15 protein-coding genes are annotated in these 19,812 nt (G+C 60.6%); 8 read left to right on the top strand and 7 right to left on the bottom strand.

What is annotated here, in order from left to right; genetic code table 11:
• Positions 1 to 118 precede the first annotated feature (118 nt).
• A complete protein-coding gene (putA, locus tag BMZ32_RS15485; protein ID WP_090243571.1) occupies positions 119 to 4,060 on the top strand; it encodes a trifunctional transcriptional regulator/proline dehydrogenase/L-glutamate gamma-semialdehyde dehydrogenase in 3,942 nt (1,313 codons plus the stop codon).
• A gap of 454 nt (positions 4,061 to 4,514) precedes the next feature.
• Here putA and BMZ32_RS15490 read toward each other — a convergent pair whose 3' ends face one another.
• A complete protein-coding gene (locus tag BMZ32_RS15490) occupies positions 4,515 to 6,482 on the bottom strand; it encodes an alkyl/aryl-sulfatase (RefSeq protein ID WP_090243573.1) in 1,968 nt (655 codons plus the stop codon).
• 92 nt (positions 6,483 to 6,574) lie between these two features.
• Here BMZ32_RS15490 and BMZ32_RS15495 point away from each other — a divergent pair, with 92 nt between their 5' ends.
• On the top strand, positions 6,575 to 7,522 hold the full coding sequence (locus BMZ32_RS15495; protein ID WP_090243575.1) for a LysR family transcriptional regulator: 948 nt from the start codon (positions 6,575 to 6,577) through the stop codon (positions 7,520 to 7,522).
• Between the two features lie 57 nt (positions 7,523 to 7,579).
• Here the strand turns inward: BMZ32_RS15495 and BMZ32_RS15500 are convergent, their stop codons facing one another.
• From BMZ32_RS15500 to BMZ32_RS15520, 5 genes are all read right to left on the bottom strand, one after another.
• Positions 7,580 to 8,176 (bottom strand): eCIS core domain-containing protein, encoded by a 597-nt coding sequence (locus tag BMZ32_RS15500; protein WP_090243907.1) that lies wholly within the window; start codon positions 8,174 to 8,176, stop codon positions 7,580 to 7,582.
• A 159-nt stretch (positions 8,177 to 8,335) separates the two neighbouring features.
• Positions 8,336 to 9,103, bottom strand: coding sequence for a phosphonate ABC transporter, permease protein PhnE (gene phnE, locus BMZ32_RS15505; protein ID WP_090243577.1), 768 nt, complete (start codon positions 9,101 to 9,103; stop codon positions 8,336 to 8,338).
• The gene (locus tag BMZ32_RS15510) at positions 9,100 to 9,927 is read right to left on the bottom strand and encodes a PhnE/PtxC family ABC transporter permease (protein WP_090243578.1); all 828 of its coding nucleotides are present in this window, start codon (positions 9,925 to 9,927) and stop codon (positions 9,100 to 9,102) included. Before BMZ32_RS15510 ends, phnE begins: the two co-directional genes overlap by 4 nt.
• Positions 9,921 to 10,718, bottom strand: coding sequence for a phosphonate ABC transporter ATP-binding protein (locus BMZ32_RS15515; protein ID WP_090243580.1), 798 nt, complete (start codon positions 10,716 to 10,718; stop codon positions 9,921 to 9,923). Before BMZ32_RS15515 ends, BMZ32_RS15510 begins: the two co-directional genes overlap by 7 nt.
• Complete coding sequence (locus tag BMZ32_RS15520; RefSeq protein WP_090243581.1) at positions 10,715 to 11,557, bottom strand: putative selenate ABC transporter substrate-binding protein; 843 nt, start codon at positions 11,555 to 11,557, stop codon at positions 10,715 to 10,717. Before BMZ32_RS15520 ends, BMZ32_RS15515 begins: the two co-directional genes overlap by 4 nt.
• Positions 11,558 to 11,782: 225 nt before the next feature.
• On the opposite strand from BMZ32_RS15520, the gene selD reads away from it, so the two are divergent.
• Both selD and mnmH read left to right on the top strand, forming a co-directional pair.
• Positions 11,783 to 12,817 carry a selenide, water dikinase SelD gene (gene selD / locus BMZ32_RS15525; protein ID WP_090243583.1) on the top strand — a complete coding sequence of 345 codons (1,035 nt, stop codon included), beginning with the start codon at positions 11,783 to 11,785 and terminating at the stop codon, positions 12,815 to 12,817.
• Complete coding sequence (gene mnmH / locus BMZ32_RS15530) at positions 12,817 to 13,917, top strand: tRNA 2-selenouridine(34) synthase MnmH (protein ID WP_090243585.1); 1,101 nt, start codon at positions 12,817 to 12,819, stop codon at positions 13,915 to 13,917. The genes selD and mnmH overlap by 1 nt, the downstream gene beginning before the upstream one ends.
• A 145-nt stretch (positions 13,918 to 14,062) precedes the next feature.
• On the opposite strand, the gene BMZ32_RS15535 is transcribed toward mnmH, so the two are convergent.
• Positions 14,063 to 14,683 carry a glutathione S-transferase family protein gene (locus tag BMZ32_RS15535; RefSeq protein WP_090243587.1) on the bottom strand — a complete coding sequence of 207 codons (621 nt, stop codon included), beginning with the start codon at positions 14,681 to 14,683 and terminating at the stop codon, positions 14,063 to 14,065.
• 272 nt (positions 14,684 to 14,955) lie between these two features.
• Here BMZ32_RS15535 and BMZ32_RS15540 point away from each other — a divergent pair, with 272 nt between their 5' ends.
• The 4 genes from BMZ32_RS15540 to BMZ32_RS15560 all read left to right on the top strand — a co-directional run bounded on the left by BMZ32_RS15540 (position 14,956) and on the right by BMZ32_RS15560 (position 19,811).
• Entirely contained in the window at positions 14,956 to 15,549 is a 594-nt protein-coding gene (locus BMZ32_RS15540; protein WP_090243589.1) for a TetR/AcrR family transcriptional regulator, read from the top strand.
• Between the two features lie 112 nt (positions 15,550 to 15,661).
• Positions 15,662 to 16,696: an NADP-dependent oxidoreductase gene (locus BMZ32_RS15545; protein ID WP_090243591.1), complete on the top strand. Its 1,035-nt coding sequence runs from the start codon at positions 15,662 to 15,664 to the stop codon at positions 16,694 to 16,696.
• A gap of 459 nt (positions 16,697 to 17,155) precedes the next feature.
• Entirely contained in the window at positions 17,156 to 17,617 is a 462-nt protein-coding gene (locus BMZ32_RS15555) for a (2Fe-2S)-binding protein (protein WP_090243594.1), read from the top strand.
• Position 17,618: 1 nt separating this feature from the next.
• Entirely contained in the window at positions 17,619 to 19,811 is a 2,193-nt protein-coding gene (locus tag BMZ32_RS15560; protein ID WP_090243596.1) for a xanthine dehydrogenase family protein molybdopterin-binding subunit, read from the top strand.
• Position 19,812: the final 1 nt, after the last annotated feature.

Raw genomic sequence — 19,812 nt, forward strand, 5'->3', positions numbered from 1 at the left:
CTGGTGGGCTGTAAATAGTGTGCTTTTATTAGGTTGCGCCTAGTTGCACCTTTGGCCTTGAGAGGTTTAATCTCGCGCCAGTTTTTTTGCCGTGCTCCAGCCCATACAGGACAAACCAATGGCCACCACTACCCTTGGCGTAAAGCTCGATGATGCAACCCGTGATCGCCTCAAGCAGGCTGCGCAGTCAATTGACCGCACGCCGCATTGGTTGATCAAGCAGGCAATTTTCAATTACTTGGAGCAGGTCGAGGGTGGTTTGACCCCGGCCGAGCATTCCGGCCTGGCCGCAGTTGCTGGTGAAGAGTCGGTTGAGACTCTGACCGAGCAAGGTCTGCAGGTGTTCCTCGATTTCGCCGAAAGCATCCTCCCGCAGTCGGTACTGCGTGCGGCCATTACCGGAGCTTATCGTCGCCCGGAAACCGAAGCGGTACCGATGCTGCTGGAGCAAGCGCGTCTACCCAAGGACATGGCCGAGGCCAGCAACAAACTGGCCATGCGCATTGCCGAGAAGCTGCGTAGCCAGAAGAATGCCAGCGGCCGTCAAGGGCTGGTGCAGGGTTTGCTGCAGGAGTTCTCGCTGTCCTCGCAGGAAGGTGTCGCGCTGATGTGCCTGGCCGAAGCGCTGCTGCGTATCCCGGATAAGGCCACGCGCGACGCGCTGATCCGCGACAAGATCAGCAACGGCAACTGGAGCCAGCACCTGGGCAACAGCCCGTCTATGTTCGTCAACGCCGCCTCCTGGGGGCTGTTGATCACCGGTAAGTTGGTGTCGACGCACAACGAAGCGGGCATGATTACCTCGCTCAATCGCATCATAGGCAAAGGCGGCGAGCCGCTGATCCGTAAGGGCGTGGACATGTCCATGCGCCTGATGGGCGAGCAGTTTGTTACCGGTGAAACCATCGCCGAAGCCCTGGCTAATGCCACCACTATGGAAACCAAGGGTTTCCGTTATTCCTACGACATGCTCGGCGAAGCGGCGCTGACCGATGAAGACGCCAAGTGCTACCTGGCGTCCTATGAGCAGGCCATTCATGCCATCGGTAAGGCGTCCCATGGCCGTGGTATTTACGAAGGCCCGGGCATCTCGATCAAGCTGTCGGCGCTGCACCCGCGTTACAGCCGCGCGCAGCACGAGCGGGTGATGGACGAGCTGTACCCGATTTTGCTGAGCCTGACCAAGCTGGCCAAGCAGTACGACATCGGCCTGAACATCGACGCCGAAGAAGCAGACCGCCTGGAAATCTCCCTCGACCTGCTTGAGCGTCTGTGCTTCGATCCGGCCCTTGCCGGCTGGAACGGCATCGGCTTTGTGATTCAGGCTTACCAGAAGCGCTGCCCGTACGTGATCGACTACGTCATCGACCTGGCCAAGCGCAGCCGTCACCGCTTGATGATCCGCCTGGTAAAAGGCGCGTACTGGGACAGTGAAATCAAACGCGCCCAGGTCGAAGGCCTGGAAGGCTATCCGGTATTCACCCGCAAGCCGTACACCGATATTTCCTACATCGCTTGTGCACGCAAGCTGCTGGGCGTGCCGGAAGCCATCTACCCACAGTTCGCCACTCACAACGCTCACTCGTTGTCGGCGATTTACCAGCTGGCTGGGCAGAACTACTACCCGGGCCAGTACGAGTTTCAATGCCTGCACGGCATGGGTGAGCCGCTGTACGAGCAGGTTGTAGGCAAAATTGCCGACGGCAAGCTGAATCGTCCGTGCCGCATCTATGCGCCAGTGGGCAGCCATGAAACCTTACTGGCTTACTTGGTGCGTCGTCTGTTGGAAAACGGCGCGAACACCTCATTCGTCAACCGTATTGCTGACCACAGCATCTCAATCAAAGAGCTGGTGCTCGATCCGGTGCAGCAAATCGAGCAGATGGCTGCGCAGGAAGGTGGCCTCGGTCTGCCGCACCCGCGCATTGCGCTGCCGTGCGCTTTGTATGGCACTACCCGGAAAAACTCCGAAGGCATCGACCTGGCCAACGAGCATCGCCTGGGTTCGCTGTCTTCGGCCCTGCTGAGCAGCACCAACAATGCCTATAAGGCCATGCCGCTGCTCGGTTGTGACACGCCAGAGTTGGGCGAGGCGCAGCCGGTGCGCAACCCGGCGGATCACCGCGATATCGTCGGCCATGTGCATGAAGCCAGTGCGCAGGATGTACAAAATGCAGTGCTCTGCGCGGTGTCCAGTGGGCAAATCTGGCAGTCGACCCTGCCGGGCGAGCGCGCTGCCGTGCTCGACCGCGCCGCGGATCAGATGGAAGCAGAAACCCAGCAGCTGATGGGCTTGCTGGTGCGTGAGTCGGGCAAGACCTTTGCCAACGCGATTGCCGAAGTACGTGAGGCCGTGGACTTCCTGCGTTACTACGCAGCGCAGGCACGTAACCACTTCAGCAATGACAGTCACCGCCCACTGGGTCCGGTGGTATGCATCAGTCCGTGGAACTTCCCGCTGGCCATCTTCAGCGGTCAAGTGGCCGCCGCGTTGGCCGCCGGTAACACCGTGCTAGCCAAACCAGCAGAGCAAACGCCGCTGATCGCCGCGCAGGCCGTGCGCATCTTGCTCGAAGCCGGCGTACCAGCCGGTGCCGTGCAGCTGCTGCCGGGCACCGGTGAAACCGTCGGTGCTGGCTTGATCGGCAACGAGCGGGTGCGTGGTGTGATGTTCACCGGCTCCACCGAAGTGGCCGGGATTATCCAGCGCAACCTCGCCGGTCGCCTGGATGCCCACGGTCGCACCATCCCCCTGATCGCTGAAACCGGCGGCCTTAACAGCATGATCGTTGACTCCTCGGCACTCACCGAGCAGGTGGTGGTTGATGTCGTCGCCTCGGCCTTCGACAGCGCGGGTCAGCGTTGCTCGGCCTTGCGCGTACTCTGCGTGCAGGCAGATGTGGCCGATCGGGTGATCAACATGCTTAAGGGCGCTATGGCTGAATACAGCCTGGGTAACCCGGAGCGCTTGAGCACGGATATCGGCCCGGTGATCGACGCCGAAGCCAAGGGCAATATCGATCAGCACATCGCGAAAATGCGCGAGAAGGGTCGCACGATTTTCCAGGCGGCGCGCAGCAATGGCGATGACCTGAGCCGCGGTACCTTTGTCACGCCGACGCTGATCGAGCTGGACAGCTACGATGAACTGCAGCGTGAAATCTTCGGCCCGGTACTGCACGTGGTGCGCTATGCCCGTGCCGATCTTGCCAAGCTGCTGCAGCAGATCAACGACAGCGGCTATGGCTTGACGCTGGGTGTGCACACGCGCATCGATGAAACCATCGCCCAGGTGGTCAACAGCGCCAAGGTTGGCAACCTCTACGTCAACCGCAATATGGTCGGTGCAGTCGTTGGCGTGCAGCCGTTCGGTGGTGAAGGCCTGTCGGGTACTGGCCCGAAAGCCGGTGGCCCGTTGTACATGTACCGCTTGCTGGCCACCCGCCCGCAGGATGCAGTGGCTAAGCAGCTGCAGCAGGAAGAGGGCGAGATTCAGCGTCCGGCTGCGCAGGCTAAGGTTATTCAGGCGCTGCAGGAGTGGGCGGTTGAGCATGAGCCGAGTCTGTCTGCCTTGAGTGCACAGTATGTCGAGCTGGCGCAAAGCGGCACTGTGCAGCTGTTGGCTGGCCCGACCGGTGAGCGCAACAGTTACAGCCTGCTACCACGTGAGCATGTGCTGTGCTTGGCTGATGAGCGCAGCGATTTGCTGGTACAGCTGGCGGCGGCGTTGGCCGTGGGTTGCCAGGTGCTGTGGCAGGAAAGCGAGCTGACCCAGGCGATGTTTGCGGCATTGCCCAAGCTGGTGCAGCAACGCATTACCCTGCTCAGCCAGTGGAGCAGCAGTGAGACCAGTTTTGATGCCATCTTGCACCACGGTGACTCCGACCAGTTGCGTGAAGTCAGCCAGTTGGCGGCTAAGCGTCCTGGCGCGATCATCGGTGTGCATGGCTTGAACAAAGGTGAGACTGACATCCCACTGGAGCGCCTGTTGATCGAGCACGCTTTGAGCATCAACACCGCAGCGGCCGGCGGTAACGCCAGCCTGATGACCATCGGTTAATCCGTTGCCGCTGTGAGTACCGGGCTGCTGTCCGCTACTCACAGCACCGAGCATGACACCCGGCAGGTTCGCCTGCCGGGGTAGTACGCAGCACCGGCTTACCGCCACCCCCAGGTACTTTGCCCAAGCACCTGATGCTGCACGCGGCACCTACCGTAACGCAGCGCCCTTCGTACACCCGGTAACGGGGGCTACCCGCCCGTACGATGTGTTTCTTCCTCTCTGGCATTTCGATGCGATGCACCGGCCTACCCGGCTGGTGCTGGAGCGGCGCTACCCGCGCCGTTCCAGTCGATCGCCTGCCGCTGTCTCTTAAATACCTGTTGGCTAATTTCCGGTGATAGCAAGCGTGAGTGTCTGCAGCTGTGCCTGGCTCATATCGGCTACAAAGACTAAGCAGCGCAGCGGTATTGGCTACGCTGCCGGCCTATTTGGCGGGCAAGCCGCTGATTGCTTACTGACGGGTGACGATAGGGAAGCGTCCGTCTGGCTTATCCAGCAGACTGAAGAAGCGTCCCAGTGCCAGTGTACTGCCGTCGATCGACACCTGATCGGAGCTGAGTAAGGCACCGGCACCGGCCTGCCCGCTGACCATCTGCAAGAAAAAATCCTGGCTCAGGTTCAGGCTGACATCGGCCTCGGCCACCTCTTGGTCCGCCAGGCGGCGGTGATGCAGCACGGCGTTCTCGATCCACAGGTGAAAACGCGCGCCGCTGTCGGTGAAGTTGAGGTTGATGCGCAGCGCACTGTCGGCTGCCGCCGTGCCATCCAGTTTGGTCGCCATGACCTCGAGGAACCGCTCGGGCGCCGTGTGCTTGAGCATGTCGAGCATCATCACGGGGGTGAAACCGTCTTCCGGCAGGCCGTGGCGCAGCTCATAGGCTCCGCTCAGGTAAACGTTACGCCAGGACGCTGACTCGGCCTGATAACCCAGTTGCTCAAAGCTACGGGCTTGCAGGTCGCGGGTAGCCGCATGCTCAGGGTTGGCATACAGCAGGTGCTTACCCAGTTCGGCAGCCCAGCGGTAGTCACCCTCTGCATAGGCCTGTTCGGCGCTCGCCAGCAACTGCTCGCTGCCCCCGGCCAGTGCTACGTACTTGGCTGCCGCAGCCACCGGTGGTATCGGGTCGAGGTTGGCTGGGTTGGCGTCATACCAGCCCAAGTAGAACTGATAGATGCCGCGCACGTTGTGCTTAAGCGTGCCGTAGTAGCCATGCACGTGCAGGTGTTGGTCGAGGCTTGGCGGCAGCTTTAACTGCTCAGCGATCTCTGGCGCGGTGAGCCCAGCATTCATCAAGCGCACGGTTTGGTCGTGCAAGTAACGGTAGACATCACGCTGCGCAGTGAGGAATGCCTGAATGTTGTCCTGCCCCCACACCGGCCAGTGGTGCTGGTTGAAGAGCATCTGCGCCTCGGCGGCGTGCGCACGGCTGGCGTCGATGTAGTTGGCCCATTGCAGGGCATCGCGCACCTTGGCCCCGCGCAGGGTGTAAAGGTTGTGCAGGGTTTGCGAGAGCAGCTCTGCGCCGCCAAAGGCTTTCAGTTCTGGCAGGCTGAAGGTCATCTCTGCCGGCGCTTCGGCTCCGGGTGTGTTGTAGAAGACAAAGCGCACACCATCGACGTTCAGTGTCTGTTCGCTGGCGCTGATCAGTTGGGTCGGCGGCAGAATGCCCATATGACCGAACGCCACCGCCTTGCCCAGGCCGTTATCCACCATGCCCTCGGCAGTGCGTGGCAGACGCTTGCCGTACATAAAGGTGGCGCGGCGAGCCATGGCAACGCCCATCATCAGGTTTTCGCTGGTGGCTTCCTGCATAAACCCGAGCGGGGCAATCACCGGCACTTGCCGAGCCTTGGCTTCTTCGGCGCTGAGCACGCCGAGGGCGCCGCCAAAGTGATCGACATGGCTGTGGCTGAAGATCATCGCGCTGATCGGACGCTTGCCCAGATGTTGAGCAACAAAGTCCATGGCGAAGGCGGCGGTTTCTCGACTGGTCAGCGGGTCGATAACAATCCAGCCGCTGTCGCCCTCAATCAGGGTCATATTGGCCAGGTCGAAGCCGCGCAGTTGGTAGATTTTTTCGCTGACTTTGAACAGGCCAATCTGGTTATTTAGCAGTGCCTGCCGCCATAGGCTCGGGTTGACGGTCGCCGGCGCTTCGTCCTGGATAAAGGCGAAGCTGTCGAAGTCCCAGATTAGCTGGCCGTCGGCATCGCGCACCTGGCCCTTTGGTGCGGCAATTAATCCCCGGCGCGCCTGGGCCAGGCCCTTGGTCTGGTTCAGGTCGTATTGCTCAGCCACCTTGGCCTGGGCTGCTTGTGTGCTGGGTGTAGCGGCGCTGGTGCTGGGCGCGGGGCTGTCGCTGCAGGCGCTGAGTAACAATAGGGTGCTGGGTAATAACCAGCGCAAGGGCAGATTCATTGGCGTTCTCCACAGGATGACTGGTCAGAGCATGGGGTGCGGCCTACCATGCGTCCAATGCAGCTAAAACATCTTTTCAATGCGTATAAGACATGAATATAGAACTCCGTCACTTGCGTCATGCCCTTGCCCTCGCCGAACATGGCAATTTTGCCCGCGCTGCAGAGGCGCTTCATCTCTCCCCGCCGGCGCTATCACGCAGCTTACAAGCACTCGAAGCGCAAGTTGGCGAGCAACTGTTTGATCGTAGTCACCGTGAAGTGACCCCCACGGCGATGGGCGAACTGCTGTTGCAGCATGCCCGCAAACTGCTGCTGCACGCCCAAGACCTCAAGCATGACCTGCAATTAGCGCGTGGTTTGGAGCAAGGGGAGTTACGCATAGGGGTGGGCCCGTTTGCCGGCGCAGCCCTGGTCGCCCCGGTGCTGGCCATCTTGAGCCGTGCCCATCCTGGCGTGCATTTGGAGGTGATACTGGCGCCCTGGCAAGAACTGCCAGCGCGCTTGCAACGCCGCGAAATCGACCTGATGGTGGTCGACTTACACGAGATTGAAGACGACCCCTGCTATGCCGTGCAAGCTCTTGGTGAACACCACACGTTGCCGGTGTGCCGCGCCGGCCATCCATTGCTAGAACAGGCCGCGCCTGGTTTTGAAGCGCTGTTGCAGTACCCACTGGCTGGGCCAAACCTGCCTGAGGCTATTCGCGAGGAGCTGCTCAAACGCCTGCCCAGTGCGTTACAGAACACCTGGCGGGCGCAGTGGAAATTGGCGATCACCTGCGACAGCTCAGCCATGCTCAAGCAGCTTTTACTGGGCTGTGAGGCACTGGCGATGTTGCCGTGGTTTATGGTGGAAGACGAACTGCAACGCGGTGACTTGCAGGCATTGCGCAGCCTCGCCCCTGGCCTGAGTGGGCGCTTCGGGGTTGCTCGTCTGCACGGCCGGCGCTTATCGCTGGCGGCGCAGTGCTTTATCGAGACGTTGCTGGCGCATGACGTCGCCGTGCGTCAACGGCAGGCTGCGTGGCTGGCTCACTAGGCTGCGTGTAGCCGTACCTCGGAGGTTTTATCGACGGCAGGTACAGATGCTCAACCGTCAGTTAGGGGGCGTTGCGTTCTGCGTCAGCTGATTGCGCAGCGCCCGGTCGACCTTAATCTGTAGCTTGTAAGCAGGCGCTTCGATGGCGTCGTGGTCGCGGGTATAGCGTCGGGTAAATTCGCCTACGCCCCATTGCTGGTACTGCTGCACATGCAACAGCTCATGGGCCCAGAGCGCGACATTCTGCTGCGCGTCTTCGGCATTACGGAAGACGATGATGTCGATCAGCGTCACCGCCTGCACGTCTGGATTTTGCAGCAAGGCATTGCCGGCGTTCAGCGTTTCGCCTGCCCCAACCGTGAAACGCGCTGAGTCGAGCACCGCTATATCGAAATAGGCCTCCAGCTGCGCGCGGATATGCAAGGGAACAGGCTCAGTACCGCCGGCCGCGGCGTGCTCACGCGCTTGCAGTAACCCTTGTTCAAGACCGGAGGCGGCTATCAGGGTGGCGTTTTCGTAGAGCCCATCGATGTCGGCTTGGCTGATCGGCGCGCAGAAGCACACCACGGCACAGACCTGCTGCTGCCCGCTGGGGCAGGCGAGAACCGAGGCAGTAAGGCCGAGCCCACCAACCAATAAGGCGGCCCAGCGCAAAGGATGGCGCAAAAACACAGCAGGCAAGGACGTCTCCCTAAAACAATAGCGACCGCAGATGGATGGGGCATTCCGCGTCGGGTTGGACAGTGGCCATTGAGCTTGGTTGCAGCGGTGCAACGTCGCGTCAACGACGTGTTATCTGCCCGACGTATGCGGCTATACCCGCACCCAGCGCTGTCGGGTCCAACCGCTTAGGGCATCGACGCCGAACACCAGCAGCAGCATCGCCAGGATCACCGTGCTGGCCTGTGCTTCCTGGAACAGGCTAAGGCTGACGTAGAGCATCTGCCCCAGACCGCCGGCCCCAACGAAGCCAAGCACGCTGGCCATGCGGATATTGTTTTCCCAGCGGTACAGGCAGTAAGCCAACAGCTGTGGCCAGAGGTTGGGCAGGGTGCCGTAGCAGAACGCGGCGATCTGGCCGCCGCCTTGCAAGCGGATCGCCTCGGCCGGTGCGGTCGGGGTGTTTTCCAGGGCTTCGGCAAATAATCGACCGAGTACGCCAGCGGTGTGCAGGGCCAGAGCCAGAGTGCCGGCATTCGGGCCGAGGCCAGCAGCCAGCACCATTAGCGCCGCCCAAACCAGCTCGGGAATGGCCCGTAGGGCATTCAGCAGCAAACGTGCTGCGCTCTGCAGCGGCCAGCCGAAACGCCCGGCGGCGGGCAACGCCAGGAGCAAGCCAAACACCGCCGCCAGCAAGGTGCCGATGGCCGACATGGCCAGAGTTTCCAGCGCCCCCCGGCTGATGGCCGCGAGGTGCTCGGTGCTCAGGTCGGGCGCAAGGAAGCGCCGTACATAGCCAAGCATCTGCGCCAGGCTGTCGCCGCCGACCAGCACGGCGAGGTCGATGCCTAGATAGACGAACGAGGCATACACCGCCACGCCGATAGCCAAGAGCAGCAACAGATTGATCAGCCGGTTCATGCCAACCTCCGGCGCAGCAGGCGGCTGAGCTGATCGGCCAGTAGCACCAATAGCAGGAAGGTCAGCAGCATGCTGGCCACCTCGCCGCCGGCAAACATGCGCAGCGACAGATCGATCTGCTGGCCGAGGCCGCCGGCGCCGACGAAGCCCATCACCACCGAGGCGCGAATCGCGCATTCCCAGCGATACACCGTGTAAGAGGTCAACTCCGCCGCCGCATTCGGCAGGATGCCGTAGAAAAATGCCGTCAATCGGCCGCTGCCGGATTGCAGCAAGGCGTGCATGGGGCGCTGGTCGACTGACTCGTAAATTTCTGCGTAGACCTTGCCGAGCATGCCGCTGTAGGTGATGGCGATAGCCAGTACCCCGGCGGTGGGGCCAAGACCGACGGCGCGCACGAACAATAGCGCCCAGACGATTTCCGGCACGCTACGCAAGAAGATCAGCAGCCCGCGTACCGGCCAACGCAGCAACTGCGCCAAGGCTTTAGGCCGGCCACCACGGGCGGCGGCGGAGAGCGACAAGGCGCGGCTGGCCAATAGGCTCGCGGGGATTGCTAATAGCAGCGCCAGGGCCATCCCCGCAGTGGCGATCGCCAGCGTTTGCAAGGTGGCCTGCAGCAACAGCTCGAGAAACGCCGTGTCATGCGCCGGTGGCCAGAACGCCGCGACAAAGCGGCCCATCTCGCTTTGGCTATCGGCTTGCAGCAGCACGCCCAGATCCAGCTCGCTGAGCTGAATGCCCGGCCACAGCAGGGCCAGTGCCAGCAGGCTGAGCAGCAGTCGCGGCAGGGCAGCCGGGTCGCGCTGGGTGCGGCTTAGCATCGGGGAATCTGCAGGCTCAGACTAACGGCGGATAGGGGCGGTGAGAGCAGTTGTTCGTTGGCATACAGCGCATCGAGCTGTGCTTGGTCGACTTCAGCGGCCGGGCGGTCGAACAGTATCTGCCCATCACGCAAACCGATCACGCGCGGGAAGTGCGCCAGGGCCAGCTCCACCGCATGCAGGCTGGCGATCAGGGTAACGCCGCTGGCTTCGGCATGCCGACACAGCACACTCAGGGTATGCGCGGCGAGCACCGGGTCCATGGCCGATACCGGCTCGTCGGCCAGCAGCACCTCGGGCGCCTGGTACAGCGCGCGGGCAATGCCAACGCGCTGTAACTGGCCGCCGGAGAGTTGCTGGCACTGGGCGAACAGCTTGTCAGCCAGGTCCAGCTTGGCCAACTCACGCTGTGCGCCGGGTATATCCAACGGGTGCAGCAGGCTCAGCAGACTCTTGGCCAAACCCCACTGGCCGAGTTTGCCGGCCAGCACCGCTGTTACCACGCGTTGGCGCGCGGGCAGCGGCGGTGCCTGATGGACCAGGCCGATACGTGCGCGCAGGCGTTGACGTTGGCGGCCAGAGAGCTGCCAAGGCTGTTCGCCGAGCACGTGCAATTCGCCGCTGCTCGGTTGCAGGGCGGTGGCCAGTAGGTTGAGCAGGCTCGATTTACCGGCCCCGGAGGGGCCGATGATCGCTACCCGCTCGCCGGGCGCAATGTGCAGATCGACATTGCGCAGGGCGTGAACGCCATTACCGTGCTGCAGCGCCGCCTGAGTCAGGCGTAGGCTCATTTCAGCAGGTCGGCGGCGCGAGCGGCTTCCTCGATGCCTGTGTAGTTCTCAGGCTTGGTTTCGATAAAGCGGCTGGCGGCCTGCAGGTCGAGGATCGCCTTGTGCGCGGGGTTAGCCGGGTCGAGGGCGAGGAAGGCGGCTTTGATTTTGGCCACCAGTGCCGGATCGAGGCTGCCGCGCACGGTCCAGTTGTAGTCGAAGTAGCTCGGGGTGGTGGCGAAGACTTTGACCTTGTTGGTGTCGACCTTGCCGCTGGCAACCAGCTTGTCCCAGACGCTGGCGTTGAGCACGCCGCCATCGACCTTGCCGGCCTGCACCCAGGCGGCGGTGGCGTCATGTGCGCCGGAGTAACCAATACGGCTGAAGTAGCTTTCTGGCTTGATGCCGTCCTGCAGCATGAAATAGCGAGGCATCAGGCTGCCGGAGGTCGACGACACCGAACCAAAGGCGAAAGTCTTACCCTTGAGGTCGGCCAAGGAATTCACATTGGCGTCAGCGGTGATGAACTTGCTGGTGAACTGGGCGTCTTGCTCGCGCTGTACCAGCGGGATCGCGTTGCCGGTTTTTAGGCGTACTTGGACGAAGGTGAAACCGCCAAGCCAGGCCAAGTCCAGGCGGTCGGTGGCCAGCGCTTCGACCACGGCGGGGTAGTCGGCAACTGGGGTGAACTCGACTTTCATGCCCAGCTGTTGTTCCAGGTAGGCGCCCAGCGGTTTGAATTTACGCAGCAGTTCGGTCGGCGCTTCGTCCGGGATGGCGCTGACGCGTAGGGTTTCGGCAGCGTGGGTCAGGCTGGCGGACAGGCACAGGGCGGCGAGCGCCAAGGAGCGTTTAAGCATGAAGATTCTCCGGTTCAATAGCGGAAAAGGTTCTAAGTGACAGCTCAGCAGATCAGCTGGCCGCGTTTCGTCAGGTAATCGACGTGGCGCGATTATAGGGAGCGCTGCGCTAAAGACCAGCGTTGCCAGCAGGCCGTTGGAAAACAAGCGGCGTTGGCAATCCTGCGTTTCCACCGGCCTGTTAGAATCCGCGACCTGTTTTCTGATTTGCCGAGAGCCTGACCGATGAGCGAGCCGATCCGCCTGACCCAGTACAGCCATGGAGCCGGTTGTGGCTGCAAGATTTCCCCCAAGGTGCTGGACGTGATCCTCGCCGGTAGCGGTGCGCAGAACCTCGACCCCAAGCTATGGGTTGGCAACGCCTCGCGTGACGATGCGGCGGTGTATGCCATTGACGACGAGCGCGGCGTGGTCTCGACTACTGACTTCTTTATGCCGATCGTCGATGACCCTTACGACTTCGGCCGCATCGCCGCCACCAATGCGATCAGCGACATTTATGCCATGGGCGGCGATCCCTTGATGGCTATTGCCATCCTCGGCTGGCCGGTCAATGTGCTGGCGCCGGAAGTGGCCCGCGAAGTGATTCGTGGTGGCCGCGCGGTCTGTGATGAAGCGGGTATTCCGCTGGCTGGTGGCCACTCCATCGACGCGCCGGAGCCGATCTTCGGTCTGGCTGTGACGGGTGTGGTGAGCAAGCGCCACATGAAGCGTAACGACACTGCCACGATCGGTTGCCGGCTGTACCTGAGCAAGCCGCTGGGTATCGGCATTCTCACCACCGCCGAGAAGAAAGCCAAGCTGCGGCCCGAAGATGTCGGTCTGGCATGCAAGTGGATGTGCACGCTGAACAAGCCCGGCAGTCGTTTTGGCAAGCTCGCCGGGGTGACCGCAATGACGGATGTCACTGGCTTCGGTCTGCTCGGCCACTTGGTGGAAATGGCTGATGGCGCCGGCCTCACCGCGCAGCTTGATTACGCTGCCGTGCCGCGTCTGCCAGGCGTTGACTACTACCTGGCCGAGGGCTGCGTGCCCGGCGGCACGCTGCGTAATTTCGAGAGTTACGGCGAGAAAATCGCGCCCATCAGCGAGGCGCAACGCAATCTACTCTGTGACCCGCAGACCAGTGGCGGCCTGCTGGTGGCCGTCACCGCAGAGGGTGAGACCGAGTTCCTCGCGTTGGCCAGCGAGTTGGGCTTGAACCTAGCATCCATTGGTCAGCTGGTTGCGCGACAGACTTACGCGGTAGAGGTGCTCTGATGCGCGACAACAGCAGCGACTACCGCGACATCTTTCTCAATGACCGACCGATGATGGATGCTCGTGCTCCGGTGGAATTCCTCAAGGGCGCCTTCCCTGGCGTGCTCAACCTGCCGCTGATGGACGATAGCGAGCGGCAGAAGGTTGGCACCTGCTACAAGCAAAAAGGTCAGGACGCGGCCATCGAGCTGGGCCATCAGCTGGTCAGTGGCGCGGTCAAGGAGGAGCGTGTCGCGGCCTGGAGTGCCTTCGCCAAGGCTAATCCAGACGGTTACCTGTACTGTTTTCGCGGTGGCCTGCGCTCGCAGATCACCCAGCAGTGGCTCAAGGAGGCGGGTATCGAATATCCGCGGGTGATCGGCGGCTACAAGGCCATGCGCAGTTTCTTGCTGGAGACCACCCTGCAGGCGGTGGCCGAATGTAAGTTCGTCATCGTCGGCGGCATGACCGGCACCGGCAAAACCGAAGTGATCAGCGCGCTGAGCAACAGCCTGGACCTGGAAGGCCACGCCAACCATCGCGGTTCCAGTTTCGGCAAGCGGGCCACCGGCCAGCCGGGGCAGATCGATTTCGAGAACCGCCTGGCCATCGATATCCTTAAGCAGCGCGCCGCCGGCACCAAGCAATTTGTGCTGGAGGACGAGAGCCGCTTGGTCGGCACCTGTTCGCTGCCGCTGGAGCTGTACCAGGGCATGCAAAATTATCCACTGGTGTGGCTGGAAGACAGCTTCGCTGGCCGCGTCGAGCGCATTCTTGGTGATTACGTGACCCAGCTGTGCGCCGAGTTTGTCGAGGTGCATGGCGTCGATGATGGCTTCCATCTGTTCGCCGAACGGTTGCTGCAAAGCCTGAGCAATATCCAGCGGCGCCTGGGCGGCGAGCGCTATCAGCAGCTGCTGACGACAATGCAGGCGGCGCTGGACGAGCAGCAGCGCAGTGGCAATGTTGACCTTCACCGTGACTGGATCGAAGGGCTGTTGCGTGAGTACTACGACCCTATGTATGACTTCCAGCGCGAAAGTAAAAGCCCGCGTATTGAGTTTGCTGGCGAGCAGGCCGCGGTCATCGCTTACCTGAAAGAGCGACAAGCTAACGCCTAGACAAATGAGTACCTGAGCCCAGGTTGTGGGCTCAGGGGTTAAAACACCGAAGTTAGCGCGGTTTTGCTCGTTACGCCTGAGTTGCTGTCTGCAAAATAAGCATGGGCTGATGTCGACTTGCGGCCGGCCTTACAGGGGAGGCGATTCAGCTCTTGTCTTTTTCAAGGGCGCGTTGGTAGCTGCTGACCTTTTCAAGGTTGCGGATATAGCGTTCGATGTGTGGGAATTCATGTCCATCTTTTAGGCTGTTCAGTGCCCCCTGTACGACGAAGCCCAGCATAAAGTCTGCACCGGTCAGGCGCTCTTCCACCAGGAAGTTCCTACCTTCAAGGTGGTTGTTTATATGGGCAAACACCTTGTTGAATTCAGTCTCCGCGTAGCTGTTTAGAAACTTCAGGTCGGTACCTGACTGGGTTTCAAACTGATTAAATATTTTCAGTAGAAAAGGCAGCATGGCTGAGCTTTCTGAAAAATGAATCCACGTCAGGTAATCAATGTATTCAGCTGAACCTTCAGCCGGCGCCAAGTGAGGCGCAAAGCGCTTAATCAGCACTTCCACCATCGCGCCAGACTCGGCAATTATCTGTCCGTCTAGCTCAATGACAGGCGATTTGCCGAGGGGGTGGATGGCTTTCAGTGAGGCAGGGGCTAAATGAGTTTTTTCATCGCGCGTGTATTTGATGAGCTCATAGGGCTCACCTATTTCCTCCAGTAGCCAAAGGATGCGAATGGAGCGTGATGCATTGAGGTGGTGAAGTTTTATCATCGGTTTAGCTCCGTGGGATGTACCGAACACTTATGTGCGGTGATGCTGGCCAGGTAATTTGGTTGTCGTAGCGCGTATGCTACGCGCACAATAGTCAACCGGTCTACTATAGGCTGGCTCAGCCCGAGGCAGGCTCAATGTGTCATGCTTTTGTTGCCGGGTAGGGCCTTCAATTGAGGTCTGAGGTGGGTGGTGTGGAGGGAGTATTGATATAGTAGAGCGTTGAGATATTCTGTAGACGACTGGTCTAATTTACTGGTAACCTGCCCCCCATGAAGCAAAACTACGATAATACACGCCAGCATTTACTCGACACCGGCCATCGGATGATGGTCGTGAAGGGCTTTACGGGCGTGGGCCTTAACGAGATTTTGCAGGCCGCCAGCGTGCCTAAGGGCTCGTTCTACCATTACTTCAAGTCCAAAGAACAATTCGGCCAGTCCTTGCTCGAGGATTACTTCCGCAATTACTTGGCGAACATGGACGAGCGTTTCGCGGTGACCGGCAATACGGCCCGCGAACGACTCATGGGCTATTGGCAGAAGTGGCTGGATAGCTATTGTGAGCCCTGCGATGAGCAGAAGTGCTTGGTGGTGAAGTTGAGCGCTGAAGTGGCGGATCTTTCCGAGTCCATGCGCCTTACGCTGCGCGACGGCGCAGATCAAATTATTGACCGTATCGCAGCCTGTATCGAGCAGGGGCAGCGTGACATGTCCTTACCGCAGGGTGATGCTTACCGCACGGCCACAGCCCTTTATCAACTGTGGCTCGGGGCCAGCCTGCTGAGCAAGCTGCACCGTAATAGTCGGTCGTTGGAAAACGCCATGGCCACGACCCAGACCATGCTGGCCTCTGATAAAGCCTGATGGCGAGATTGCCCACCCTAGCAGGTGGCTATTTTTACTTGCCTAATAGCCGACTGGTCTAATTATTAGCCTTGATACAACTGCCTTTTCACACCCACTCAGGAGTTTGAACATGCCCCAGTCAAAGCAAATCAATCGACGTGTTGTTCTGGCATCGCGCCCACATGGTGCACCTGTTGACGCGAATTTCCGTATTGAGCAAAGCCCAATTCCTCAGCCCGCAGAGGGGCAGGTTCTACTGCGCACCGTCTACCTGTCACTCGACCCCTACATGCGTGGTCGCATGGGTGATGCGCCGTCCTATGCGCCGCCGGTGGAAGTCGGCGGGGTGATGGTGGGTGGCACGGTATGCCGTGTGGTGGCCTCGAAAAATCCGGCCTACAAGGTCGATGACTGGGTGTTGTCCTTTAATGGCTGGCAGGACTATGCACTTTCCGATGGCAGTGATCTGACTGCGCTGGGTGATTCGCCGACACAGCCCTCTTATGCCTTGGGTATCTTTGGCATGCCGGGCTTCACCGCCTACATGGGCTTGCTGGATATTGGTCGACCGCAGGCGGGTGAAACGCTAGTGGTTGCTGCCGCTACCGGGCCAGTCGGCGCGACCGTGGGGCAGATCGGTAAGATCAAGGGTTGTCATGTGGTCGGTGTGGCCGGCGGGGCGCAAAAGTGCCGGCATGCCGTTGAGGTGCTGGGTTTTGATACCTGCCTCGATCACCGTGCCGCGGACTTCGCCGAGCAATTGGCCAAGGCCTGCCCGGCGGGTATCGATGTCTACTTTGAGAATGTCGGCGGCAAGGTCTTCGATGCTGTTCTGCCGCTGCTCAATACCAAGGCCCGCGTGCCTGTCTGCGGTATCGTCGCGCACTACAACGACACCGCCTTACCCAGCGGGCCAGATCGCTTGCCGTCTTTGATGGGCGCCATTCTGCGTAAGCGCCTTACTGTGCAGGGCTTTATTATTTTTGATGATTACGCACACCGCTACGACGAGTTCTTTAACGAAATGTCGAGCTGGTTTGCTGAGGGGCGGATCAAGTATCGCGAGGAATTGGTGAGTGGTTTGGAGGAGGCGCCTAATGCCTTTATCGGACTGTTAGAGGGGCGTAATTTTGGCAAGTTAGTGGTCCGTGTAAGTGACGACTGATTGCCTATTGTTGGCATAACACAGGTTATTGCTCTGCCATCTCAAGTTCTTGGGTGGTAGGGCTTTTTTGTTTTGAGACCCCAGACCATTAGGCGCAGTCATGGCTGCAGAGATTCTTATGAGCACACGCAGTAAGCGATCGCATCAAATAAACGCCGCTCTGTGGCGTATTTTGGTGGGTTGTCTGGGGTTATACCCTACGCTCTTATTGGTACTGAGTGTGTTGGCCCCGCTGACCCGTGATCTGAGTTTTCCACTCATGGTCTTGGTAGAGGTGGTGGTTTTAGTGCCTTTCACTCAGCTCATCTCCTTTCCGCTGGCCGGGTGGCTGGTTGCTCGGTTAAGGCAGATTAATCAGTGAGTGCGTGAGGCCGTTTCAGTGAGCATCACGTGCCGTAAAAATATGACAAAACGATAACCAAGGTTGTCGGCATCAACATTTTAAGCAGAGGAAATAACATGCAAACGTTAATCATCAACGGACAGTCGCAGCAGGTTGACGTTGCAGCGGATATGCCTCTGCTGTGGGTCTTACGCGATGTGCTAGGCCTGACGGGGACAAAATATGGTTGTGGCATTGCCCAGTGTGGCGTGTGCACCGTGCACCTCGATGGTCAGCCGATCCGTTCGTGCGTGACGCCGATTTCCGCTGTGGTGGGCCGCTCGATCACCACCATTGAGGCCATCGGTGAGACGGCCGTGGGCCAAGCCGTACAGCAGGCCTGGCTGGCGCATGAGGTGGTGCAATGCGGTTACTGCCAATCAGGGCAGATCATGGCCGCCACTGCCCTGCTGCAGAGCCAGCCAGCGCCCGACGATCAGGCGATTGATGCCGCCATGGCGGGTAATCTTTGTCGCTGCGCCACCTACACCCGGATTCGCTCGGCCATTCACAGTGTTGGCCAGGTTGAGGAGGCGTGAGATGAAAAAGCCTAACGAAACGACTGTTGATATGTCTCGCCGCCGCCTCTTGCAGGGCAGCGGCATCGCCCTCGGTGGCTTGGTGTTGAGTACCTGGCTACCGCCACTGGTGTCTAAAAGCGCAGCCGCCGAGGCGGCGGCGGCAGGTCGGCTTGGTGATCGCTCCGGGGAGGGTTACGGTGCCTTTGTCCGCGTTGGCCCCGATGGCGTGGTCACGGTGATCTCGCCGAAAATTGAAATGGGCCAGGGTGCGCAAACCGGTATTGCCATGATGGTCGCCGAGGAGCTGGAAGTGCCCCTGGATCAGGTGGTGATCCAGGAAGCACCACCGAACTCGGCGCTGTATACCGACAGCCTGATGCAGTTTCAGGCAACCGGTGGTTCGACTTCTACTCGTGTTACCTGGGAGCCGCTGCGTCGGGCGGGCGCTACGGCGCGGATCCTGTTGATCCAGGCGGCTGCTCTGCAATGGCGCGTCGCGCCGAGCCTGTGCCATGCGCAGAACGGCCAGGTGTTTGGCCCCAATGGCCTGCAGGCGGCCTATGGCGACTTGGTCGAGGCGGCTGCGACGCTGCCATTGCCCGACGCAGTGCCGCTGAAAACCCCCGAGCAGTTCAAGTTGCTGGGCACCCCCGCGCAGCGTCTGGATACGCCCGCGAAGGTCAACGGCAAGGCGCGCTTTACCATCGACCTGCAAATCCCCGGTATGCTGGTGGCCTCCAGTATCACCTGTCCGGTGTATGGCGGGCGGCTGCTCAACGTTGATGATACTGCGGCGCGACGGGTGCCTGGGGTGCGCGACATCGTGCGCCTGGACAATGCCGTGGCCGTCACCGCGAGCAACTTCTGGGCCTGTCAGCAGGCCATCAAGGCGCTGAAAATCGAGTGGGACCTCGGCCCGCATGCCGCGATTGGTTCAGCGCAGTTGGACCAAGAGCTGCTCGCCGCCAGTAGCCGTGATGGCGTGGTCGCCAAGCGCACTGGCGACATTGAGCAAGCCAAGCAGCAATCGGCCAGCCAGTTTGAAGCGGTTTACGAGCAGGCGCTGTTGTCCCATTCGCCGCTTGAACCCATGAGTTGTGTGGCCCATGTGCGCAAAGATGCCTGCGAGCTGTGGGTCGGCACCCAAGTGCCGGTGTTTGCCCAACAGACGGCCGCCCAAGTCACCGGGTTGCCCGTGGAAAAAATCCAAGTGCACAACCAATTGATCGGTGGCGCATTCGGCCGGCGTCTGGAGTTTGATTTCATCACCCAAGCAGTGGCCATCGCACGCCAGGTCGATTACCCGATCAAGCTGATCTGGAGCCGTGAAGAGGACATGACCCACGACCTCTACCGGCCACTGTACGCCGACCGCATGCAGGCCGCCCTCGACGAACAGGGGCGGCCGCTGGGTTGGGAGCACCGCATCGCCGGCGCCTCGATTCTCGCCCGTTATGTCGGCAGCTTGCCGCCCAATGGCGTGGATAGTGATGCCGTGGAAGTGGCGGTGGACCCGATCTACAGCTTGCCGCATTTGCAGGTTCGTTATATCCGCCAGGAGCCGAGCGTCGTGCCCGTGTCCTGGTGGCGCGGCGTGGGCCCGCTGCGCGGCACCTATGCCCTGGAATGTTTTATTGATGAGCTGGCGCACAACGCCAAGGCCGACCCGGTGGCCTACCGCCTGGAACTGATGGCGGAGCAACCACGTGCCCAGGCGGTGCTGCGTTTGCTGGCCGAGAAGTGTGACTGGAACCAGCCGTTGCCCGCTGGTCAGGGCCGGGGTGTGGCGGTCAGTGCAGTGTTCGGCAGCTATGTGGCGAGCCTGGTTGAGCTGGAGATGCAGGGCGACTTGGGCGTGCGCATCAAGCGCCTGGTCAGTGTGGTGGATTGTGGCTTCGCGACTAACCCGACCTCGGTTAAGGCGCAGATCGAGGGCGGCACCTTGTTCGGCCTGTCCGCCTCGTTATTCAACGAAATCCTCATCGAAAACGGCCAGGTGCAGCAGACCAACTTCCACAACTACCGGCAGCTGCGCATCAGCGAAGCGCCGGCGGTGGAGGTGCACCTGATGCCGAGTCTGGAAGCACCGGGTGGCGTCGGTGAGGCGGGCACTGCACTGATTGGCCCGGCCCTGGTCAACGCCCTGTTCGCCGCATCGGGCCAGCGCATTCGTCGCTTGCCGCTGAGCCGTTTCGGCTACTACCCGGTTTAAG

Source organism: Pseudomonas guineae, from assembly GCF_900113745.1.
Lineage (GTDB): Bacteria > Pseudomonadota > Gammaproteobacteria > Pseudomonadales > Pseudomonadaceae > Aquipseudomonas > Aquipseudomonas guineae.